The following is a 22,642-nucleotide window of genomic DNA, read 5'->3' as shown; positions in this document are numbered from 1 at the left end:
TCATCAACGACGTGCTACTGGAACATTTCAGTAGCACGCCGTTTTGTGTTTTTAATTATCATTGATATGCTGATGTGCTAACCGATACCCATGCTGCTCACGATAATCATTGGGAGTTATCGCCACTTCGCGTTTGAACGCAGTAAAGAAACTACTATTATTTTTATAGCCTAATTCAGCTGCAATTTGTTCAATTCGCTTATTAGAAAATGCCAGCATTCGTTTGGCCAGTTCAATACGAATAAATGTTAATTGTTCCAAAAAGCTCTTGTTGAACAGTCGTCGACACAGCCTTGAAAAATAATTTTTGTCATATCCAAAGTAACATGCCGTTTCTTTTAACGTCGCATCTGCGTTATGTGCGACTAAATACGTAAAAATCATCCCTGATTGCGTATCAGCATTAACATGTCGAATATTTTTACCAGGAAAATAAGAATCCGTAATCGAAATGCGTTCCTCATGATGCCGCAATAGTTCCGTCATTAACAATCCCACCGTCATCTCTCGTTGATAATCAATAAAAACATCTTGCAAATCTTGCCGTTCTAACTCCGTCAACAAATCAAAGTACCGTTGGGTTATCTGATTTCGCAATTGGCGATAAACAATAAACCGCAATGTCCGCTCACCCGCATTCATTAAATCATGAACCATTGGGTTATCACCGACAACCACCAAGTTTAATGGCGTGGGCGCATGCAGACGTTCCGAAAAAACACTTAACTTTACTGGTGCCCCCCTATTAATAATATTAATTGGCTGCGCAGATGAAACCATTACAATATCATCTGGGGACAGTGCCACGTACTTTCCGACTAATGTTAATTCAGCGAAATCGTGGCTTACGATAAAGCGAATGTGAAACTCTGAACTGCAATTTGGTGAACTTGAAAGATCATTACGGCGTAGACCAATAAAATCGCTTTCTTTCAATTGATAATTGCTATTTACCGTCTTTATAGAAGCCATCACTATCACCTGTCAATCCCTTAAAAGATATATAAACATATTAATAAGGATATTATACACTATCAACTTGTGCATATTTTAGCTTTATACTAACTTTGTAAATTCGAATAAGGGAGTGCAACTATTATGACTAATCAAACAATTGATACTGATGTCCTCATTGCAGGCACAGGTGGTACAGGACTAGCCGCTGCGTACGCAGCCGTGACCCATGGACTTAAAGTCACCGTTATTGAAAAGCAATCACAAATTGGCGGTAACACAAAAATCTCAAGTGGATTTTTCGCCATTAATAGCCGTGAACAACGGGAAGCCGGTATGCACCTAACAACTCAGGAGGCCATTGCACAATTAGCCGACTACAATCACTATTTGTCCAATGGTACCCTACTTGCGCGGATCGTTAACCGCTCGGCAGATACCTTAGCCTGGTTGGAAAAAATGGGAATGGAAATCAAACTCAACCCAACTGCCAATACGACTCAGTTTGCGCATCGTAATAATGATTATCGTGGGGGTTCCTATCATATGTACCAACATAAAGACGAGAGCTATCAGCGCATCCAACAAACATTAACGACTGCCGGTGTCGATTTTCACTTTAATACGACCTTTACTGACCTGGTAATCACCAACGGAGCAGTCACTGGCGCAACAGCCATGACCGCTTCAGGTGACCAGCTAACAATCACCGCCCACGCAGTCGTTGTGGCAACCGGTGGGTACGGTGGTGATCGTGAAAAAGTTGCTCGAACCATGCACACCACGCATCTAAGAACCTTAGGTGTTCCAAATAACGGTGAAGGTCTGGCTGCTATGGTTAAAGCTGGCGGTACTGACATCGACAGCCATGCGCTCATTCATGCTGCGCAACTAGCTAAATCCCAAGTCACTCAAAAGACTTCTCAGCAACACCTTGCTGGTTTTTCCGGTAATCCATTAACCCAATTATTATTAACCCCTCAACTATGGGTCAACATGCAGGGACAACGATTCACCAACGAAGATGTGGTCTACGATACCGTTGAATGGGCGAACGCTGCTTGGTCTCAGGGTGGTCAATATCTCTTTATCGTGGATCAGGCCACGCTCAATACATTCACCACCAACCGCAATCGCGAAGAAGTTTCTCAAGCAGGACCGGGCGCAGCGACTGGCAGTGGTGACTTTACCGCATTAGCTGAAGAAGCTGTCACTGGTAAAACAGCTTTTAAGGGGAACACACTCACTGAGCTAGCCACTAATGCTGGTATGGATCCTTCAACATTGAGCCAGACCGTCGCTACTTATAATCAAGCTGTCGCATCTAAAAACGACAGTGAATTCAGTAAGCGCTTGCAGTCTTTGGATTATTCAATTAGTGATGGTCCCTTCTACGCCTTCATCTGCCAAGCCGCTTATCTTGGTACGGTCGGTGGTGTTCGGGTCAATCGAAATCTCGCCGTTTTAGATGACGATTTCAAACCTATTCCCGGTCTTTATACTGGTGGCGCCAATGCTGGCGGTTACTATGAGGGACACAGCTATCCTGCATTTGAAGGACTTGCCTCTGGCTTTACTTGGACGTCGGGCCGAATTGCAGGAACAAGTGCCGCGGCTTACGTCAAAGCAAAGTTCGCCACTGTCAACTAAATCATAAATCCAATATTGATTCTTTTATTTAAGGGGATGTCCAGCATGGAAACAACAAAATCGATATCGGGACCAAGTAAAAGCTACGTTTCTAAGACCCGGATTGGGGTTCTTGCAGTCAGTTCAATGGGTATGGCGGCACTCGCAATTACCCCATCCTATGCAGCAATCGCATCCAATTTTTCACTCAGTAATACGAGTGTCCAGATGCTAACATCATTGCCTAATCTATTTATGATGTTAGCAGGGTTGATTATTGGCAAACTAACGGCAACCAAGCTCAATCTCAAAACATTAACCCTTAGTGCGGCAATCTTAGTAATTATCGGTGGTTTTCTACCATTAGCCTTTCACACAAACTTTATGTTTTTGTTATTTTGCTCGTGCTTAGTCGGTCTAGGTCAAGGCGCCTGCACCAATTTATCACAAGTCTTAATTTCTCAAATGCTACCAGAAACCGAACGCCAGTCCACTATGGGTTTAACAACCACCTTCACCAATCTCGGTGGTATTGTCTTCATCATGGGTGGCGGCCAGCTAGCTGCAACGAACGGTTGGGTAAATAATTATTGGATTTACTTATTCTCAGCACTTATTTTGATTGTGATCTTAACATTAGTGCCGATGCATCCGGCAGCAGTCAATGCAGCCAACGATCAGGACACCGGTGAACAGATTAAGCTCAACAAATACGTCTTTTACTGTGCCTTCTGGGGATTCTGCACGTTACTCTTAAATAATGTTTTGAACAACAACATTTCACTATTTGTTGCTGAAGAAGAACTTGGCGCAACCTCACAAGCCGCTCTAACGTCAACCGTTTCATTAATTGGGGGGATGCTATGCGGCTTGATTGTTGGCGTTATCGGCAAGCGGTTCAAATACTCATCCATCACAATCTCGTTTATCTTATACGGCCTGTCCTACCTGTTAATCGGTCTTGGACATTCGCTATGGTTAGCCTTTGTAGGTAGCTTCATCGTGGGTGCCGCAATGAGTATCGCCATGGGACAATTTCCATATTTGATCTCAATTTCAGTTGGCAAAAACAGTGTTTCGATGGCCCTAGGTGTGTACGTCGCGATTTACTCAATCGGGGGTGTGGTCAGTCCTTTCATCGTTAATCCATTGACTAAATTAGTTGCTGGTATGGGTATTAACGTCTTCGTAGTCAGCGGCTTTATTGCGCTGATCCTAGGTGTACTATGTATGGGATTTCAATTCCAGAAAAAATTAGTAACGGCGGCACAATAACCGACTTGACCGACAAAGTTAAAAAGCCGTGCTTCACAACGCAATCGTTATGAAGCACGGCTTTCAGTTCATTTTTAGCTTAATTAAAATTAATACTTCTTGCTTAACTTGCTAGCAGCCGCTTCGTCAATGATAACGGTAACGTCTGGATGGTTTTGCAAGATACTTGCTGGTAATTCAGGGGTGTCTGGGCCTTCAATCATACCCTTGACCGCATCAGCCTTGTTTTCGCCGAATGCTTCGAGCAATAAGTGCTTGCTCTTCATGATGGAAGCTAAGCCCATTGAGAAGGCTTGCTTAGGAACATCATTTTCGCTGGCGAAGAACCGCGCGTTAGCTTCAATGGTTGATTCAGTTAAATCAACCACGTGCGTCGTAATATCGCGAGGAGTACCTGGTTCGTTAAAACCAATGTGACCATTACGGCCAATCCCTAAGATTTGTAAGTCAATTGGGTGTTCGTCAATCACTTTGTCGTAACGCTTAACTTCAGCTTCTGGATCTGAAGCTAAACCGTTTGGCAAGAATGATTCCTTAAATGGCTTGTCATTGAATAAATGAGTTTGCATGAAGTATTTATAACTTTGGTCGTTGTCTGGTGCAATCCCAACGTATTCATCCAAGTTAACGGATGTGCAGTCACTGAAATCTAAGTCACTATTAACGATTTCTTTGTAAGTTGTAACGGGTGTCGAACCAGTTGCCAACCCAAATACTTTCGCACCATTGTCTAAAGCATTCTTAAATACTTTGAAACCTTCTTTTCCGCCGGCAGCTTGATCCTTTACTACGATAACTTTCATAATTAACTGACTCCCTCTTTGTTTGGTATAGTCCAATTGTATATTGGTCTAGACTAAAATTCAAGAGGTTTGTCTGAAATATTTCACTTTTATTTTTTGCAATCGTTATCATTGTTAAACTGTCAAGCCAAACTCCTTTAATAAATTAATTGTATTTTTCGATAATTTTGCCTATACTTAACATGTTCGTAACTCCGTGGAACGTGAGAAATTCCACGACTAGCCAAGGCTGCAAAGTCATTGGCTATTTTTTTGCGCTCATACCTCTACGCCAACCATTTATTTGTTCACATTTCAATCAAACTATCCAATATTTACATTGCAATTGGTAACGGCTAAAATTAGCTTTGTATGGAAGATATATATTACATAAAGGGAGGTGTTAACCGCGAATCATGTCAAGCAATACCGGTTAATGGCCGGATTCTCACAAAAAGAACTCGCCAGCAAGACTGGCATCACCCGTCAAACCCTGAGTTTGATTGAAAAGGGCACCTATAACCCATCACTGAAACTCTGCCTCAACCTCTGTCACGCACTCAACCAAACACTCGATACTGTCTTTTGGGTCGAACCCAGTTAGGAGATCCCTGCCATGAAAAAGATTCGTGACGAACGTTTAATTTTACAAAATTTCAAGAACATCCGTACCACGTTGTTAATTGAAAATAGTGCTATCTTACTGATTTTATTTTGGCAAGGCTGGCAAAAAAACAATCTTCAGAAAGCCTTTACGTACGACAATCCGTTGTATATTGTCCTGATGATTGCCGTTTTTACCATGATCATTTTGTCTGTTAATGTCAGCACCCCAATAGAAGACAAACCCAAACGGTTATGGCGCTACCTTGGCCTGTGGGCACTCATTGAACTAATCGGTTTCACCGCCCTATTCTACTTCCTGATTGCGATAAATCAGCCGTTCATTAGTCTGATCGCTGGTATCGCCCTGACCACCGTCACTAGCGGTATCATGCTGTATAGCAACCACCTGCGCGATCGTGATTAACATCAGATATCACCTAGACGGTACCATTCTAATCACATTTGCGGTAAACTATTCCCAGAAATTCAACGGACACGAGGTTTTTGCTATGGAACCAACTTTTAACAAAATGACTGCGACTGGTTACCATGCCATCGAACAGGAAATTGAAGACTTAAAGCAACAACGGCCCGAGCGAATCAGAATTCTGGCTGCGGCTGCGGCACTAGGTGACCGTTCTGAGAATGCCGAATATAGTAGTGCCAAACGGGACTTAGGTCGCTTAGAAAGCCGCCTGCGTTATCTCAACAAGCAGTTGCAATACGCCCAAATCGTTCAACCAGCTGACAACAATCAACTCGATATCGGTAAATTCGTGACCATCGAATTTCTGGATGATCATGACCAAATCACCTATCAATTAGTTGGAAAACAGGAAGCCAATCTCGAACAACAAAAAATCTCATTCACATCTCCCATCGGTCAAGCGCTCGCTAATCATACTGTTGACGATGTGGTCACTGTGAACGCACCGAACGGGGCTTATCAAGTTAAGGTAATCGCGGTTAAGCGCGCGTAATAAAATAGTTATGCCAATCGATTGGAAGCTTATCTTTATTTTTTTGAATCAAAAATACACTTTCTGAAGCGTATACGTGCTAAAATAAAGACAGTAAAAAAGCCGGTACGTTAATACCGACTTGAATCAAGGCCCGCTCTAAGAGCAGTTGGCTTTAAATTTAGATAATCAAAGAACAGTCACCCAATACCGGCCAAAGTTTTGGGGTGGCTATTTTTTGTTTCTGGAGTTCCATACCTGATACATCGCTAGTGCGATGCTCAAAATGATTTGCAAGAAAGCAAACCAAACAAGTAGAGTGACCACGGCTGAAAACCTTTCCTAGTGTGGGAAACGTATTTGTCATACTACCACGACCTTTCAAGATGAAAACAGCCAACCGCCCTTAAAACATACCTATAAACATATTTTACCAGATAGTGGCTCACAGCTACACAGTTAGCATTTTGTATGATTAAAAAAGCCAATCGCTACTGCACCATGCATTGCGATTACGCTGATATCACAAACCAATCATCAACAAGCAGTTGCCCATAAAAAGATAGCGACGAGTTATCATCACAACGTCGCTATCTTTTTATATCATTCAAATTAAAATTCTTGGTACACTGCTGGATCTTGATTATTCAAGCGACCATCCACTTGGCTCAAACCATTAATTGTTGCCATATCAGCTGCACTGATTTCAAAATCAAACACGTCCATATTACCTGCTTGACGGCTCGGCGTTGACGACTTTGGAATCAGCAAGGTCCCTAACTGTAGTTCCCACCGTAAAATCAACTGACCAACATTTTTATGGTAGTGCACTGCAATCTCTTTGAGCGTCTCATTTTGAAGCATCTCACTGGCCCGGCCAAGGGGACTCCAATCTTGCGTCAAAATACCGTGTGCTTGATCATAATCCCGTTGTGCCTGCTGGTTAAAGTACGGATGTAATTCGACCTGATTAATGACGGGTAAAACACCCGTTTCTTTGTTTAATCGTTCTAAATGTTCTGGTAAGAAATTCGAGACCCCAATCGAACGAATCAAGCCTAACTTCTGGGCATCAATCAGTGCCTGCCAAGCTTCAACATAATGATCTTCCTTAGGGTTAGGCCAATGAATTAGATATAAATCATAATAATCCAGGCCAGCTCGATATAATGATTCTTGAATCGTATTGATAGCTTCCGTGTAGGTGTGGTGGCGACCAGGAAGTTTTGATGAAATCAAGAGTTCCGAACGCGGTACTGACGAACGCCGAACCGCTTCACCAACAGCACCTTCATTTTCATAGTTAAAGGCCGTATCTAATAATCGGTAGCCGCGATCAATCGCTGAGTCGATCACTTGCACACCATGAGCACCATTCAGTTTATATGTTCCAAAGCCAATTTTAGGTACTGTTAAACCATCACGTAACGTATAAGTTTCCAACTTAAGCCACTTCTTTCTTTTAAATTAAACGATCAGCCAAGGCATCACGAATCGCTGCTTCAAATGTTGCCGGCCGTGTCGTTGGGGCATAGCGTTCGAGCACACGGCCATCACGACCAATCAGGAATTTTGTGAAATTCCACTTGATTCGGCCATGTCCCGCCGCCTGTTTGAGGTAAGTAAATAACGGATCAGCGTCATCACCATTAACCATCACCCGTTTGGTCATGGGAAACGTTACCCCGTAGTGCCGTTGACAATAGTCATGGGTCTCATCGTCATCCGCCTTTTCTTGATGAAATTGATTGGATGGCAATCCCAAGACCACTAGGCCCTCCTGCTGATACTTCTGATAAAGTTCTTCTAATCCTTTAAACTGTGGCGCCAGGCCACAGTTGCTAGCCGTATTCACGATTAGCAAGACCTGACCGCGATATTGTGACAAGTCAAGTGGCGCACCACTCATCTCAGTTTCTGTAAAATCATACACTGATTCTGCCATCGAGATCCCTCCTAAGAATATTAACCAAATACATTGCTTTATCCATAGTAAACCACAAAATTGTGACTTTTCATCATACTTTGCTTTAGTTTCCGGAAAATTGATTGCACTGAATGTCATTATCCGTTACACTAAACGTATCATTCATAGCAACTGGGGTGCCATCACGGCTGAGATAATACCCATTGAACCTGAATCTGGACAATGCCAGCGCAGGGAGCAATGCTTTTATTTGGGGAACCATCAATTCAGACTTAGCCGCCTGCCACCGATAATCGTGGTAGGCGTTTTTTGTCGCTTGGATGCGTGAATGACAAACTACTTTTGGGAGGATTTAACAATGAAATGGGTTAAATCATGGTACTTGAACGATATTATTTTACTGGCACTAATTGGTATTTTCTTTGGTGCCATCTTTATGGGGACTAATTTTGTTTATAACATTTTAAGTGCGGCCCTGACACCATTTGGTCTAAGCGGTCTGGCTAATGAACTACTACTTGGCTTATGGTGCATGCCCGGCATGTTAGCTGGCTACCTCATTCGACTAAAGGGTTCGGCAACGCTAGGTGAGCTCCTCGCAGCAACCGTCGAAATGTTTTTCGGTGGTCAATGGGGAATCACCACATTGATTTCTGGTGTCGTGCAAGGATTTGGGGCCGAACTAGGTTATATCGTCACTGGCTACAAACACTATGACTGGTTAGGCTTAACGGCTGCGGCCGCAACAACTACTGTGGTCACCTTTGGCTGGGACCTTGCCCGTAATGGTTACTATAAATTACAGCTATGGCTCTTGATTTTATACGTGGTCGTTCGCTTTATTTCGATGTTTGTTTTCGGGGGTCTGTTAACTAAAACCATCACGGACCTACTTGATCGCAGTCATGTTTTAAAATCAACGCATTAATACACTTTATAAAATGGAGGCTTTCTCGAATGGCTAGTATCGCGCTGAATAATTTAACTTACACCTATCCACAGGCGTCGACACCCATTCTGGATCGCGTTAACCTAACACTACCACGGCAAAGCTTCATCCTATTGACAGGGCCATCGGGAACAGGTAAGTCGACGCTCCTAAAGCTGATTGCAGGCTTACTACCCCTGACTCCAGATTACGGCACCATTACCTTTGATGGTCAGTCATTAACTGCTAGCACCGCTAATCGGCGCGCTCAGCACGTTGCCATGATGTTTCAGAATCCTAATCAGCAGTTTGCCATGGATACCGTTGAAAATGAACTAATTTTCGCACTTGAGAACTTACAAGTGCCCCGTGACCAAATACCGGCCCGCTTACTTAGTGCGCTTGACTTTGTTGGTATCCGAAATTTACAGTCACGACTATTAAATCATTTATCCGGTGGCGAGAAACAGAAAGTGGCCCTTGCAATCATTGTCGCTATGGATAGCGATGTCATCCTACTAGATGAGCCCTTTGCCAGTGTCGATCCGACCGCACGAGCCGTCTTGTTAGACCGACTCGTGGAACTACGCAATCAACATGGGAAGACAATCATCTTGGCGGATCATGACCTAACAGGTTACGAACAGCTCGTCGATCAAGTCGTCCAAATCAAGGACCAGCACTTACAGCTCATTGACCGTACCACCTGGTCTGAGTTATTTTCAGCCTTTACTGAGCAGCCACAACGGTCATGGTCAGCACCGCAACGCGTTGAACGCCCTTGTTTTCAACTTGATCACGTCACTTTACAGGCAGGTGATCGTCAACTATTAGTACCGACAACGCGTCAATTGTTAGCACAACACAATACGCTGATCACGGGTCCTAACGGTAGCGGTAAATCCACGTTATTTGAAGCCCTCGTCCGTCTGCACCCCTATACTGGCGAAATTCGTTACGAAGGGACACCTATCGACAAGCTAAAACGCAAACGCTATGCTCGCCACGTCGCCTTGCTTTTTCAGGACGCTGAGACCCAGTTTTTAAACATCACGGTCGCTGAAGAACTGGCTCAAAGTAAACGCTATGCGTATGGCGACTACTTTACCGCAGACCGTATTCAAACGGCCTTAGTGCAACTCAACTTATCCGGTCGTGATGAACAAGTCATCTATACTTTGAGTGAGGGACAGAAAAAGAAACTACAAATTCTGCTCATGTTAATCATGCAGTCACCAGTTCTACTCATGGATGAACCCTTAAAAGGGCTAGATTTGCATTCGATCAATGCCCTGGTCGCGTTATTACAGACCACCCAAGCGGCAACTAAGCAGACACTGATTATTATTAGTCACCAGTTAACCGGCCTGATGCCATTGATTGACTATCAGCTACACTTTGAAAATCACCATTTAGATTGGGTGGTGCGATCATGAATCCTAGCATGAAATTATTATTACTACTCATCATTGCGCTAGAAATTTCATTCACGACAATTGTAAGTTTGAACGTGGCACTGATTATTCTGGCACTGATTTACCTGCTCGGTCACCGAACTCGGCTTCGAACATTAGGGTGGTTGCTACTCATTCCGTTGCTACCAGCAATTGGACTTTGGAGTACCCAGTACATTAACGGTAGCGGTGACAAGACTTTGATGGCCTGGGTCCTGTTCACACGAATCTATGCGTTTGTTTTTACGGGCGCTACTTTTACGCTCACGACTGACGTCTTACAATTAACCGATTCGCTTGAGCAAAACTGGCATTTACCCGCCAAATTTGCATATGGCGTCCTCGCCGCGTATAACTTGGTACCACGGATTCGGCACGAAGTTCAAGTGATTCGGGCTGCTGGTCTGATGCGTGGGCAGGTCCTGTCCTTCTGGTCGCCACAGCTCTACTTTAAAGCAATTTTGGTCTCTATCAATTGGTCGCAGAACCTTGCCCAGGCCATGCGCTCCCATGGTTTTGTCGAAGATGCACCCCGCACTCACTATCGTCAGATTCCACTGACTAAGTTGGATTGGACCATTGTGATTAGTGGCGGCTTGCTTTTACAAGTCGGCGCCTTCGTCATTCCGTGGCGCTAGTGGTCTCATTCACTGAATAAACACTAAATTAAAACAGGTTTTCTCAATTATGAGAAAACCTGTTTTTGGGTAATATTCCCCACTTAGGTCGGGTCACAACAATAACAAGTTGACCTTAATTCATGCTTTCAGCCGATCAATTTGTTGCCGTAACGCCTGAATAGCAGCTGTAGAAGACGTCGGGTCTGCCATTAATTGATCATACTTGAACTGAAGTACTGCTAAGTCAGCTTCTACCGGTTGCGGCGCTTTAACAACTTTGTCAGGATCAACTAATTGGTGCGTCTCGAATTGCAATACCCGAGTAGCAACGGCCTGGCAAAACGGTTCATCATGTGAAACAAAAATTACGGTTCCAGGATAATTTTGTAAGTAATCGGCCAACGCATCCAGCGCGTCCACATCCAAATAATTGGTTGGTTCATCTAACATTAAAACGTTATATTGACCGACTAAAATACGAATTAGCTGTAATTTAACTAGTTCACCACCACTTAACGCCGATACCAGTTGCGGATAAAAGCGTGCTGGCAGGCCCAACGCGCCCATGACGTTACGGATCGTTTGATTCGGTAGCTGACTGACTTGCCGCACCGTTTGCCACACTGACTGTTTACCGTCGAGCACTGTCATATCTTGGTTGAATACTCCGACTCGTGCCGCCGGAGCCAATCGTAATCCTGACACCCGGCCACCTAAAATTGCACGCAGTAATGTGGTCTTACCGCTACCGTTGGGCCCCACGATAGCGACCCGATCATGTGGCCTGATTTGAAAGTCAGCGTGTGCTAACAACGTTTTTCCATATTCAGCCAATGTGACATTAAGACCAGTTACCACGGTCTTACCTGTAAACGTCGGAAAATCTGTCGCGACTAACTTAAAGCCTGAAGTCGTAAAGGGCTTAGCAACTTGCGGTTCCCGTTGTCCTCGGGCGACCATGCGTTTAGCCGTTCGTTCCATCTTGGCCGCGGTAGCTTCCCTAGTCGCTTTCGTCTTGGCACGCTCTACTTGCGACATTCGCCGATTGCCTTTTCGAATCCGCTGCGCTTTTTCATTACGTTGACGCTGCGCTGCTAGTAACTCACGCTGATGAGTGTTTTGGCGCTGATACGCGGCTTCCTGAGTTGCGATTTGCTGCGCTTTTACCGTCTGATAATATGCGTAATTGCCTGCATATGCGGTGAATTTTTGGTGTTCAACCGCCCAAGTCTGTGTCGTCACAGCATTTAATAATTGCCGATCATGTGAAATCAACAACAGCAACCCACGAAAACGTTGTAACTGATTAATAAGCCATTGCTGATGTGTTTCATCCAAATTAGATGACGGTTCATCTAGAATTAAAATTGTTGGCCGGGCGCTCAAAGCCTGCCGAATTCTGGTTAGCATAGCTTGACCACCACTTTGGTCAAAAGTCGGTGCGATTTGGGCAACATAGCTGACTGGCTCGTCCACCATAATTTGTCCCGTATAATCACGATCAGTACCCGTCAGTAAATGGGCCAGTGTTGATTTACCAGCACCGTTCCGCCCAACCACGCCGATTTTATCCCCGGCATTGGCGACTAATCGGTCAATTGTAAATAGTGGCCGTCCCGCCATATCTTTTTGAATATTTTTTAAATTAATCATTGTCATTAATAAGCATCCCCTTAGTTGCAGGGACTAATTTATGGCACAAAAAAACGTCCTCAAAATGAGAACGCTGGCAATTGATTCCACCAGCACCCTAATTAATCCCAAAACGGACAGTCCACCCCTATCGCTAGGCATGGCTCTGTTCAGTTACTAGAATTAATTAGTTGCGCATTGGCTGAATACCTCGTGTTTTATAAGTTACTTTGTAGATTAGCATGTTTAATTTCAATTTGCAAGAACCATTGTTTTTTAAAAGTTTTTTCAGTAAACTAAAATTACTTTCAGAAAGCAGGTGTCAGCTTGAAAAAGATCATTGCAATTACCGGCTTCGCAATGCTAGGTGGTGGTCTCCGGGAGGGGCTTAGTTTGCTCGTCACTTGGCCACAGCATTTCTGGATAACGTGTCTGATTAATATTGTGGGAGCATTTGTTCTTAGCCTGATTACTAACTTGTTACCAGCGCGGTTACCCGTCTCTGAAGATATTGTTATCGGTATGAGTGTCGGGTTCGTTGGTAGCTTTACTACTTTTTCCACCTTCACTTTTGAAACGCTACAATCGTTTCAAAGTGGTCATAGCGTTTTAGCTTTAAGTTATGTCGCTGCTAGCTTAGGGTTGGGTTTGCTAGCGGGGCTAGCTGGAAACTTCCTTAGCACCTATTGGCTACCAAAGGAGGAATTTTAATGTTAGTCCTAGTCGGATTGGCCGGTGCCGGCGCAGCTGTAGGGGCCTTAAGTCGTTACGGCATCATGCGCTTAGCACTACCTCTCAATCGATGGCCGTTACCAATTGCCACGTTATTTATCAATCTAACCGGCGCTTTATTGCTCGGTTGGATTTTAACCAGCTCATTACCGCCCAACTGGCAGATTTTTCTAGGAACTGGGATTATGGGTGGCTATACGACTTTTTCAACAATGATCAACGAACTCGTGTTGCTCGGCCGTAACCACCATCAACGGGTCGCCTGGGAATACTTTGGCTTGAGTCTCGTCGGTGGCCTAGTCATGGTTTATCTCGGAACTTTAATCTAACTCAAAAAACAGGAAGTCTCACAAAACTAACTGAGATTTCCTGTTTTTGTTCAATGACTATTTAGTTCCAACAAGCCGCCTTTACGGCTAGCGTGCCGATGACACTAGTTTTAACAACGCTCATCTTTATCTTTCAAATTACGTGGTGGCATTTCCGAATAATGCAACGCCGGCAATCGCCACGACGATCAGGCCTAACCATAATGCGATTTTAAATAAAAACAACCCAATCACAATCATGAACACCCAACCGATAATTTTAAAACCAATTTTAAAGATAACTTTGAGCAACCATAAACCAATTACTAAAGCAATCAATAAACCGATCATCTATGCGCTCTGCGAAGAGAGCTTCCCTCCTTACAAGTCCCATCATGGGTACCTTGCCAGTTAGTATAGCACGCGCTATACAGCGGCAGACTGATTGCAGTCGTAAATTAAGAGAAGCTTAATTTTGCAACGCCGCAACTTGTCGCACCATCGCTAATTCTTCGTTAGTTGGGATCAACATCACTTTAATCTTGGAATCTGCGCCACTGATGAGTCCTTCTTGACCCGCTTCATTTAATTTCGGATCCAGGGTCACACCAAAGATGCTCAGTTCATCAATAATTTGCTGGCGCAAGGTCGCATTATGCTCGCCAATGCCGCCCGCAAAAATCAGCGCATCCGCCCGTTTTAATTCTGTCAAATAGCTACCGGCATACTTAACAATCCGATTGACAAAAATTTCAACAGCTAGTTGGGCTTGGGGATTCGTGGCTTCTTGCGCACGGATTTCACGCATATCTGGTGAAATTCCTGAGATTCCTAACAACCCAGACTGATTGTTAAGCATCATCATGATTTCATTCGGATCATCGATCTTTAAAGCTTTCATGAGGAATGGCAATACGGCCGGATCAACGTCACCCGCGCGCGTTCCCATTGTGACACCCGTTAATGGCGTAAAGCCCATCGATGTGTCGAAGGCCCGGCCATTTTTTACGGCAGCTAATGACGCGCCACTACCTAAGTGTAACGTCACCAGGTTGAGGTCATCTTTCGGCTTAGCCAGCAGTTCTGCAGCCCGACCGGTTAAGTAACCATGCGAGATACCATGTTCACCGTAACGGCGAATATGGTATTTTTGGGTCAATTCATATGGCAAACTGTAAATTGCATTCATTTCTGGTAAATCGGTAAAGAATTGACTATCAAATACCGCGTACTGTTTAACGGTCGGTAAAGCCTGAGCCATCGTCTCAATACCACGTGCCTCCATCGGATTATGCAATGGTGCAAAGTCACTAAGCCCCTTAATGGCCTCTAGTACCGCTGGCGTCACTTCAACTGCTTGCTTGAACGTTTCGCCACCCGCAACGACTCGGTGAGCAACTGCCGTAATTTCCGTTAATGAGTCAATAATTGCTAATCGCTGTAATTCAGCCAATAACATCTGCGCCGCATGATTTTGATCTAAATTATCGACTGTCGTTTCAAACTTTTGATGGTCACCATACTTGATGGTGAAAATTGAACCGGGCATACTAATCCGTTCAACGAGACCACTAGCAACCACCGTTTCAGCAGGCATAGCAAATAATTGCCATTTCAATGATGAACTACCTGCGTTAATAATTAATGTTTTTTGCATTTCTCAATCAACTCCCATGTAATAGAATACCGAACTTTTCTGAAAATTGCTCAACTTTTTTCAATCGTGTCATTTGACATCTTAATTCATTCGCTAGTCCCAATCTTCCACTGTTAACTAACCAGAACATGTTATTATTAAGACGTTAACTTTTACAGATTAGAGGAACCCATTAATGACGACCACAACCGATGTCGACCTAGTCCAAACTGGATTAGCGCACTTAATTCACCACACGCGTAAACAAATCGAATCATTAACTAAAGCATTAGACCACCTGCCTGATGTCAGTGATTTGCAACTCAAGGGCACGTTATTGAAGACGTATGCTAGCCAGATCGAAGGGCACCATCATTTCGTCGAATTGCCCGACTATCAAGGCCACCAACTCAGTATTAAACTCGATATTAAAAAATCAATTATTGAAAATGCCGAGGATTATTTTCATCATTATCACAAAAGCAAACGCGGTCAAGCGACCGTTCAACAAAATTTGGCGACGGCCAAGACCGAACTATACCAGCAATTAGCAACTCAAGCAGCTTTCGACCCTAATGATCCACAAGCGGTCGCCGCGCTTAAGCAAACACTGATTGCTGCGGGCGCGATTCATACCCACGTTTTACACTCGTCTAAGGCCCCAACACCCGCCCATCCCCGCCGCTTTTACACGCACGACCACGTGCTGGTTGAAGTTGGTAAAAATAGTCGTCAAAACGACCACCTAACATTGACGGCCCGTAAAGATTACTACTGGATGCACGCGGGTGGTGAAATTCCCGGTTCACACGTGGTTATTCACAGTAATCATCCGAGTGAACAAACCTTGCAGGAAGCGGCCGTACTGACGGCCTATTACAGTAAGGGTCGTCAGATGAACCGCGTACCTGTTGATGTGCTCACCGTTGGCCAGATGCGTAAACCCAAGGGTGCTAAGGCTGGGCTTGTCACCTTTAGTGGTCCTGCACGCACGATCACCGTTGTCCCTGATGCTACTTTAGCCGCTGAATTACGTGACCAAGAGGATATTCACCATGACGCCGATTGAGGCCTATATTGCTAACACACCACAAGCCTATCAATCGCAATTAATAGCCTTACAGCAAACCATTGCAACGGTCTTACCAGAGGCGCAAGAGCAGTTAAAGTACCAGATGCCGACCTTATATTGGCACGAAAACGTCATCCATTTTGCTTTATTCAAACATCACTTTGGCTTGTACCCAACGCCAAGTGCAATTGAGACTTTTCATGATCAATTAATCACCTATAAAACAAGCAAAGGGGCCATCCAGTTTCCGCTGGATCAGCCCCTACCACTTGAATTGATTACTGCTATTACCGAATTCCGTCGTCACGAAATCATAGCGAAATACGACCTTTAGGATTACCGCTGCCACCAAGACTGTTTAAGAAAATCAATGGCGGTTACGTCACTCAACGCAATCGGCTTAACGACTCCCGCTTGTTGATTCAAAAAAAGCTGCTGGTCGTCCACAGCCGCAATTAAGCCACTCGGCTGATGACCATCACTTAAAGTTAACCGAACCACGCAGTTTAACTCATAAGCTTGCAATAACGACGCTTCAATTGGTTTCAGCTGTTCCATTAGATCACCTCATCGAAATAGTAGCTCCATCATAGCACATTTTTAGAACGTACGTTCGATAAAAACTATTACATTTTGATGACGTTGATAAACCGGTCACTTGTACCAATCAGTAATTTCACCAGCTAACTAATTATGCCGTTAACTACCGAGGTTACCGAACATTCGCCCAAATTATTTTAAAATTGCCCGGATTCGGTCAGTTGAAGTTAGCGCACGGCTATGGCTCAGTTCAAAACATGACCGTCATTAAATTCAAAAGCCGCCAGCTTAGAATAAGTCTCGTATTTGAGACTGGGCGGGTTCGGGCTCAAATCGATGTCGGTTTACGTTCCAGCAATTGTCGCTCCGCCCCGGAGGTCGGAAATAGGGCGATTATTGCTGAAGAACAGGAGTCTACCTAACGAGCCTAAGAGTGAGCTATTTTTGACCTTAATAAACAGGACGCGCTAATAAAAAGGCCACTCCCCGGCATATTGGGGGAGTGGCCTTTAATGCAATTTACTTTAGAATCGCGGTAATAGCTTTTACTTCATCATCACTAAAGGTTAAATTGTGCGTTGCTTCAAGATTAGCGTGCAAGTGGTCGACATTGGTCGTACCAATGATGACGCTCGTGACGACCTGTGACCGTAGTAGCCAAGCCAAAGCCATTTGGGCCAAGGTTTGTCCCCGTTGCTCAGCGATTCTGTTCAGGGCATTCAACTGATTGACAACGGCTGCAGTCCCCTGATCAAATAAATATTTATTCGTTCGATGAATCGGAAAATCGGCTGGAATTCCTTGTAAGTAGCGCTGCGTCAATAATCCTTCAGCTAATGGACCATATGCCACCAAGCCCGCATTATGCTGGCCGAGATAGTCAATCAGGCCCGTTGTTTGAGCCTGTTGATTCAACATGTTATATGAGTACTGATTAACCGTAAACGGCGTGTGCATCTCATTAAAATACTTAACCATCGTTGCCGTTTGGTCGCGGTCATAATTTGAAATTCCGACATACAACGCCTTCCCCTGACGAACCAACTGGTCAAGGGCCGCGGCAGTTTCATACAAATCGATGTTAGGGTCTGGACGATGTGAGTAGAAAATGTCGACGTAATCTAAATGCATTTGCTTAAGACTACGATCCAATGAACTGATCAATGTTTTGCGTGAGCCGAAAGCCCCATACGGCCCTGACCAGGCCGGATATCCGGCTTTAGTCGTGATGACGAGCTCATCACGATACGGCTTTAAATCTCGTTGCATAATTTGTCCGAACGTCCGCTCTGCCGATCCCTTCGATGGTCCATAATTATTTGCTAAATCAAAGCTAAAAACGCCATGATCAAAGGCATCTAGAACCACTTTTCGTGAATTGGCAAACGGCGCTTCATCCCCAAAATTTCGCCATAGCCCTAACGAGACAACGGGTAACTGTAGCCCCGTCTTACCCACGCGTCGAATCGGTAATTCGTCATAGCGCGTTGATGCTGCTGAATATGTCATCATTACTCACCTCATCTAATTTTTGAATACTATTTATATTATACCGCGCCTGTAATATTGGTACTGATCAAACGCTTAAGCGGATACAAAAGGGCGATCCTCGCCAAATGCTAGGACCACCTCACTTAGGAGTTTATATGTGATGTCTGCTGTTGCTGCCTAATTAGACTTTGATTTGAAATAAGGTTCAACAGTGCGTGGCTATTTCAAACCACCATCTATTGTAGCCCGGAATCGCCCGTTCGTTAAGTCATTGCGCGTCAGAATTGAGGTAGGCGGTTATAATATGCTAAATATTGGCGACCATGGACAGCATCCACCATTACTTTAGTGACGCTCGTATTAGCTGGCTCCGGTAAGCTCATCGGATCGGTCGGCTTTAGTATCGCTAAGGCCATGGCTTTGACGGTAAAACCATGGGTCACGACAATGATCTGCTCGTCTGGATGGGCTTGTGCTGTTGTCTTCAAAAATGCTGCTACCCGTTGTTGCACGTGCACAAAAGTCTCGCCATCCGTCGCAACCTCCACGTAGCTTGGCAAAACGTCCTGTAAAAGTGGATCAAAGTACTGCGGATAGGCCGCTAGCAACTGATCATTATCCTGTCCATCCCACTGGCCGTATGAAATTTCCAATAACCGCTCGTCCTGGCTAACAGGTAGTTGCCGGCCTTGATTCAAAATCGCCGCCGTGGCCTGGGTCCGGTCAAGCGGGCTACAAATCAACCGATCCGCGAAGCTAATGTCAAACGTATCGTGCAACGTTTGCGCTTGCTGCTTGCCAACCGAATTCAAATGCGTGACGGCTGTATTAATCGTGCCTTGTTTTAAATTTTGGGCGTTGGCCACTGTTTGTCCATGTCGTACCACGTAAAAGGTTGTCATCGTGCGCCTCCAAGATTAAATTATTATTAATAATACTAATTGTGCCACAGTCTTTTCTCATTATCTAGCTTGACAAATAGTTACGTGCTTGCTAAATTAATACCAACGCAATTAACTGACTGGTGCCAACACCAGTTTAACGAAGGAGTGTCCAACTGATGGTTCTAACTAATCCTATCAATCATCATATCAGTTCCTCCTGGTCTACACACCCATCTGTGTCGGCCTAATTTTGCGTACGCAAATCAGCCTGAGCACGGATGCTAAGACATTCGCTACCAGGTGGAATTGCTTAATCTCGTTATTATCCGTCCTGGTAGTCGAAACCGACTGCGAGGACTTTTTTATTACCTTGATTAAACTACTGAAAGCGAGGGTTTTTCATGCCAATTTATAATTTTTCTGCTGGGCCAGCCGTTCTACCACAACCAGTCATCACTCAAATTCAAGCGGAGCTACCATCATTTCGAGACTCCGGCATGAGCATTTTAGAGATCTCGCATCGCTCCGATTTATTTGCGCAAGTCCTTCAAGATGCCGAACAAGATCTTCGCGATTTAATGGCCATTCCTGACAACTATCACGTGCTCTTCTTTCAAGGCGGGGGCACGCTACAGTTCACTGCTGCGCCACTAAATCTGGCGCCTCATCATCGTATCGGGTTGCTTGACAGCGGTCACTGGGCACAACGCGCCGCCGATGAAGCTAAACGGGTCGGTACTAAAGTCACGATACTGGGGAGTAGCGCTGCCAACCATTTTAACCAACTGCCAACGGTCGTCCAGCCCATCGATCAATCCCTCGATTATATTCATCTTACAACTAATAATACTATTGAAGGAACCATGATGACGCGCCTGCCAGTTACGGGTCAAGTACCACTGGTAGCCGACATGTCATCAAACTTTTTAGGTGAACCTTACCAAGTCAGCGATTTTGGGCTCATCTTTGCTGGTGCTCAGAAGAATCTGGGTCCCGCTGGTTTGACAATCGTCATTGTCCGTGATGATTTAATTGGTCAAGTCGCCAACCTGCCAAGCATGCTGGATTACCAGCTATTCGCGGCTAAAGATTCGATGTTCAACACGCCGCCTGTTTTTGCTATTTACGCCGCGGGTCTCGTACTCAAGTGGCTAAAGGCCCAAGGCGGGCTCAGCACAATGACTGCTCGCAATCACGCTAAAGCCGCCTTACTCTATGATTTCTTAGACCAGTCACAACTATTTACTAATCCAGTCAAGACCAGCGACCGTTCGACCATGAACGTTCCATTCGTCACAGGTCAGGCCGACCTCGATGCCGCAGTCATTCAAGGCGCCCGTGAGCACGGGTTATTAAACCTAAAGGGTCACCGCTTAGTTGGCGGTATGCGTGCCAGCCTCTATAACGCCATGCCGTTAGCCGGTGTTCAGGCATTAGTTGACTATCTAGCCGCTTTTGAAGCACACCATCGTTAATCAAGGAGGATATTTATGTATCAAGTTAAAACCTATAACGCCATCGCCCCAGCCGGCCTCAACACGTTTACTGCTGATTACACGCTCAATCAATCTGAGCATCCGGATGCTTACTTAATTCGCTCGGTCAACCTACATACCGAGACATTACCGTCATCGTTGAAAGTCATTGTGCGCGCTGGTGCCGGCGTTAACAACATTCCTATCGATCAGGCAACCGCCAACGGGACTGCAGTTTTCAACACCCCGGGAAGTAACGCTAATGCCGTTAAGGAACTCATCATCGGCCTGCTCATTATGGCATCCCGTAATCTAATAGCTGCAACGACCTATTCGGCCCAGCATACCGAAGCTGATATTTCTCAACGCACAGAACACGACAAGACGCAATTTAATGGTATTGAATTAACGGGTAAGACCTTGGCCGTCATCGGACTCGGCCATGTTGGCGCTCTCGTTGCCAATGCAGCATTGAGTCTAGGCATGAATGTAATTGGTTACGACCCCTATCTATCTGCAGATGCCGCTTGGAACATTGCCAAACAAGTCCAGCGAGCGGCCACGCTGCCAGATGCAGTCAAACAAGCTGATTTTGTCACCGTCCACGTTCCTAAAAATGCCGACACACTTCATCTGATTAATAAAGATGCGTTAGCCGCCATGCCAACAGGCGTTCAATTATTTAATTATTCACGGCTGGGCATCGTTGACAATACTGCCGTCATGAATGCGTTAGCCATGGGACAAGTTGCCCACTACTACACCGATTTTGGCGAACCCCAGCTTGCCAACCAATCCGCGGTTACCGTGACACCCCATATCGGCGGCTCGACTATCGAGGCTGAAATCAACGGTGCCACACAAGCTGCGCGCACTATCATGACTTATTTGGAAACCGGTAACGTTCATGCGGCCATCAATCTGCCAGACTTAAACGTCCCGTTCAACGCGGCTTACCGCTTTACAGTCATTCACGAAAATGTGCCTAATATGGTGAGTCAAATCACGGCCAAACTAGCAGCGGCCAACCTCAACATCACTACCATGGCTAACGCCGCTAAGCACCAGATTGCTTACACCATCATTGACGTCGACGACCTACAGCAGCCACAACAAGCCGACCTAATAGCTGAACTGTCTAAAATTCCGGCAGTGAGTCGCGTTCGACTATTAAAACGGGGTAGCGTCGAATGAAGATTGAACACTTACAACACCCGACAACTCACCAACTCGATCAGTTAATGACAATCTGGTTAAGTGGTAATTTAACGGCCCATGACTTTGTCAGTGCCGACTACTGGCGTCAACAAGCCCCCTTAGTACGTGAAGCATTACAATCAGCCGAACTCATCATCGGACTGACCGACGGACCTGAAGCTTATATTCTGGGCTTTATAGGCTTACAAAACGATTACATTGCCGGAATTTTCATTTGCAATGATGCTCAACATCAAGGTCTGGGGACGGCGCTATTGGCGACTGCCCAAGCTGACCATCATCAATTACAATTAAACGTCTATGTTGCTAATCGCCCAGCCATTGCCTTTTATCACTATCACGGTTTCCGTGTCATTGATCAGGCTAGTGACCAAGCAACCCAGCAACCAGAATATACGATGCAATGGCAACGTTAGTTTTCTTAATTAAGCCAGTACGATTCTTAACGAGTCGTACTGGCTTTATTTGCTTAATAATATTAATGATTAAAAAAATAATATTGTATTTAATCTAATTTTAA

Annotated in this window: 25 protein-coding genes and 1 riboswitch; of the genes, 15 read left to right on the top strand and 10 right to left on the bottom strand. The window is 44.9% G+C overall.

What is annotated here, in order from left to right:
• Window positions 1-51 precede the first annotated feature (51 nt).
• The gene (locus tag ACOV1R_RS02675) at window positions 52-972 is read right to left on the bottom strand and encodes a helix-turn-helix domain-containing protein (protein ID WP_097557971.1); all 921 of its coding nucleotides are present in this window, start codon (window positions 970-972) and stop codon (window positions 52-54) included.
• 126 nt (window positions 973-1,098) lie between these two features.
• Between ACOV1R_RS02675 and ACOV1R_RS02670 the strand changes: the two genes are divergently transcribed.
• Window positions 1,099-2,604: an FAD-dependent oxidoreductase gene (locus tag ACOV1R_RS02670; RefSeq protein WP_015379688.1), complete on the top strand. Its 1,506-nt coding sequence runs from the start codon at window positions 1,099-1,101 to the stop codon at window positions 2,602-2,604.
• A 45-nt stretch (window positions 2,605-2,649) separates the two neighbouring features.
• Entirely contained in the window at window positions 2,650-3,858 is a 1,209-nt protein-coding gene (locus ACOV1R_RS02665) for an MFS transporter (RefSeq protein ID WP_015379687.1), read from the top strand.
• 89 nt (window positions 3,859-3,947) lie between these two features.
• Here ACOV1R_RS02665 and ACOV1R_RS02660 read toward each other — a convergent pair whose 3' ends face one another.
• Window positions 3,948-4,661 carry a glucosamine-6-phosphate deaminase gene (locus tag ACOV1R_RS02660; protein WP_003641817.1) on the bottom strand — a complete coding sequence of 238 codons (714 nt, stop codon included), beginning with the start codon at window positions 4,659-4,661 and terminating at the stop codon, window positions 3,948-3,950.
• Between the two features lie 379 nt (window positions 4,662-5,040).
• On the opposite strand from ACOV1R_RS02660, the gene ACOV1R_RS02655 reads away from it, so the two are divergent.
• From ACOV1R_RS02655 to greA, 3 genes are all read left to right on the top strand, one after another.
• Window positions 5,041-5,244: a helix-turn-helix transcriptional regulator gene (locus ACOV1R_RS02655; RefSeq protein ID WP_003641816.1), complete on the top strand. Its 204-nt coding sequence runs from the start codon at window positions 5,041-5,043 to the stop codon at window positions 5,242-5,244.
• 12 nt (window positions 5,245-5,256) lie between these two features.
• Window positions 5,257-5,670 carry a hypothetical protein gene (locus tag ACOV1R_RS02650; RefSeq protein WP_027821555.1) on the top strand — a complete coding sequence of 138 codons (414 nt, stop codon included), beginning with the start codon at window positions 5,257-5,259 and terminating at the stop codon, window positions 5,668-5,670.
• 85 nt (window positions 5,671-5,755) lie between these two features.
• Window positions 5,756-6,226: a transcription elongation factor GreA gene (greA, locus tag ACOV1R_RS02645; protein WP_013355131.1), complete on the top strand. Its 471-nt coding sequence runs from the start codon at window positions 5,756-5,758 to the stop codon at window positions 6,224-6,226.
• A gap of 591 nt (window positions 6,227-6,817) precedes the next feature.
• On the opposite strand, the gene ACOV1R_RS02640 is transcribed toward greA, so the two are convergent.
• Window positions 6,818-7,648, bottom strand: coding sequence for an aldo/keto reductase (locus ACOV1R_RS02640; RefSeq protein WP_097557973.1), 831 nt, complete (start codon window positions 7,646-7,648; stop codon window positions 6,818-6,820).
• Between the two features lie 19 nt (window positions 7,649-7,667).
• Window positions 7,668-8,150 (bottom strand): glutathione peroxidase, encoded by a 483-nt coding sequence (locus ACOV1R_RS02635; protein ID WP_021356729.1) that lies wholly within the window; start codon window positions 8,148-8,150, stop codon window positions 7,668-7,670.
• Window positions 8,151-8,294: 144 nt separating this feature from the next.
• Window positions 8,295-8,388: riboswitch (TPP riboswitch) on the top strand.
• A 102-nt stretch (window positions 8,389-8,490) separates the two neighbouring features.
• Here ACOV1R_RS02635 and ACOV1R_RS02630 point away from each other — a divergent pair.
• From ACOV1R_RS02630 to ACOV1R_RS02620, 3 genes are read left to right on the top strand one after another with little or no spacing between them, the layout of a single operon-like run.
• Window positions 8,491-9,060: an ECF transporter S component gene (locus ACOV1R_RS02630; protein ID WP_003643692.1), complete on the top strand. Its 570-nt coding sequence runs from the start codon at window positions 8,491-8,493 to the stop codon at window positions 9,058-9,060.
• Between the two features lie 29 nt (window positions 9,061-9,089).
• Window positions 9,090-10,496, top strand: a complete 1,407-nt coding sequence (locus ACOV1R_RS02625) for an ABC transporter ATP-binding protein (RefSeq protein WP_016511215.1) — start codon at window positions 9,090-9,092, stop codon at window positions 10,494-10,496.
• Complete coding sequence (locus ACOV1R_RS02620) at window positions 10,493-11,152, top strand: energy-coupling factor transporter transmembrane component T family protein (protein ID WP_016511214.1); 660 nt, start codon at window positions 10,493-10,495, stop codon at window positions 11,150-11,152. The genes ACOV1R_RS02625 and ACOV1R_RS02620 overlap by 4 nt, the downstream gene beginning before the upstream one ends.
• A 120-nt stretch (window positions 11,153-11,272) precedes the next feature.
• Here the strand turns inward: ACOV1R_RS02620 and ACOV1R_RS02615 are convergent, their stop codons facing one another.
• On the bottom strand, window positions 11,273-12,793 hold the full coding sequence (locus ACOV1R_RS02615; RefSeq protein WP_015379683.1) for an ABC-F family ATP-binding cassette domain-containing protein: 1,521 nt from the start codon (window positions 12,791-12,793) through the stop codon (window positions 11,273-11,275).
• A 300-nt stretch (window positions 12,794-13,093) separates the two neighbouring features.
• Here ACOV1R_RS02615 and ACOV1R_RS02610 point away from each other — a divergent pair, with 300 nt between their 5' ends.
• Window positions 13,094-13,477, top strand: a complete 384-nt coding sequence (locus tag ACOV1R_RS02610) for a CrcB family protein (protein ID WP_003641806.1) — start codon at window positions 13,094-13,096, stop codon at window positions 13,475-13,477.
• The gene (locus tag ACOV1R_RS02605; RefSeq protein ID WP_003641805.1) at window positions 13,477-13,827 is read left to right on the top strand and encodes a fluoride efflux transporter FluC; all 351 of its coding nucleotides are present in this window, start codon (window positions 13,477-13,479) and stop codon (window positions 13,825-13,827) included. Before ACOV1R_RS02610 ends, ACOV1R_RS02605 begins: the two co-directional genes overlap by 1 nt.
• A gap of 138 nt (window positions 13,828-13,965) precedes the next feature.
• On the opposite strand, the gene ACOV1R_RS02600 is transcribed toward ACOV1R_RS02605, so the two are convergent.
• Both ACOV1R_RS02600 and ACOV1R_RS02595 read right to left on the bottom strand, forming a co-directional pair.
• Window positions 13,966-14,157: a hypothetical protein gene (locus ACOV1R_RS02600; RefSeq protein ID WP_003641804.1), complete on the bottom strand. Its 192-nt coding sequence runs from the start codon at window positions 14,155-14,157 to the stop codon at window positions 13,966-13,968.
• 118 nt (window positions 14,158-14,275) lie between these two features.
• Window positions 14,276-15,463: an acetate/propionate family kinase gene (locus ACOV1R_RS02595; RefSeq protein ID WP_003641803.1), complete on the bottom strand. Its 1,188-nt coding sequence runs from the start codon at window positions 15,461-15,463 to the stop codon at window positions 14,276-14,278.
• A gap of 175 nt (window positions 15,464-15,638) precedes the next feature.
• On the opposite strand from ACOV1R_RS02595, the gene ACOV1R_RS02590 reads away from it, so the two are divergent.
• Both ACOV1R_RS02590 and ACOV1R_RS02585 read left to right on the top strand, forming a co-directional pair.
• Complete coding sequence (locus ACOV1R_RS02590) at window positions 15,639-16,511, top strand: NFACT RNA binding domain-containing protein (protein ID WP_015379681.1); 873 nt, start codon at window positions 15,639-15,641, stop codon at window positions 16,509-16,511.
• Window positions 16,498-16,848, top strand: coding sequence for an iron chaperone (locus ACOV1R_RS02585; protein ID WP_015379680.1), 351 nt, complete (start codon window positions 16,498-16,500; stop codon window positions 16,846-16,848). Before ACOV1R_RS02590 ends, ACOV1R_RS02585 begins: the two co-directional genes overlap by 14 nt.
• Window positions 16,849-16,850: 2 nt before the next feature.
• Here the strand turns inward: ACOV1R_RS02585 and ACOV1R_RS02580 are convergent, their stop codons facing one another.
• The 3 genes from ACOV1R_RS02580 to ACOV1R_RS02570 form a co-directional block, all read right to left on the bottom strand.
• Window positions 16,851-17,072 (bottom strand): hypothetical protein, encoded by a 222-nt coding sequence (locus ACOV1R_RS02580; RefSeq protein WP_003641799.1) that lies wholly within the window; start codon window positions 17,070-17,072, stop codon window positions 16,851-16,853.
• A gap of 501 nt (window positions 17,073-17,573) precedes the next feature.
• Window positions 17,574-18,563 (bottom strand): aldo/keto reductase, encoded by a 990-nt coding sequence (locus ACOV1R_RS02575; RefSeq protein WP_003643690.1) that lies wholly within the window; start codon window positions 18,561-18,563, stop codon window positions 17,574-17,576.
• A 260-nt stretch (window positions 18,564-18,823) separates the two neighbouring features.
• Entirely contained in the window at window positions 18,824-19,447 is a 624-nt protein-coding gene (locus ACOV1R_RS02570) for a histidine phosphatase family protein (RefSeq protein WP_015379678.1), read from the bottom strand.
• 383 nt (window positions 19,448-19,830) lie between these two features.
• Between ACOV1R_RS02570 and serC the strand changes: the two genes are divergently transcribed.
• Genes serC through ACOV1R_RS02555 form a run of 3 tightly spaced genes read left to right on the top strand, consistent with a single transcriptional unit; the run spans window position 19,831 to window position 22,538 of the window.
• Entirely contained in the window at window positions 19,831-20,904 is a 1,074-nt protein-coding gene (serC, locus tag ACOV1R_RS02565) for a 3-phosphoserine/phosphohydroxythreonine transaminase (protein ID WP_003641796.1), read from the top strand.
• A 15-nt stretch (window positions 20,905-20,919) separates the two neighbouring features.
• Window positions 20,920-22,098, top strand: a complete 1,179-nt coding sequence (locus tag ACOV1R_RS02560; protein ID WP_015379677.1) for a phosphoglycerate dehydrogenase — start codon at window positions 20,920-20,922, stop codon at window positions 22,096-22,098.
• The gene (locus tag ACOV1R_RS02555; protein WP_021356927.1) at window positions 22,095-22,538 is read left to right on the top strand and encodes a GNAT family N-acetyltransferase; all 444 of its coding nucleotides are present in this window, start codon (window positions 22,095-22,097) and stop codon (window positions 22,536-22,538) included. Before ACOV1R_RS02560 ends, ACOV1R_RS02555 begins: the two co-directional genes overlap by 4 nt.
• Window positions 22,539-22,642: the final 104 nt, after the last annotated feature.

Source organism: Lactiplantibacillus sp. YT640 (assembly GCF_049745435.1).
GTDB classification, from domain to species: Bacteria; Bacillota; Bacilli; order Lactobacillales; family Lactobacillaceae; genus Lactiplantibacillus; species Lactiplantibacillus plantarum.
This window is presented reverse-complemented; position numbering and strand designations above follow the sequence as displayed.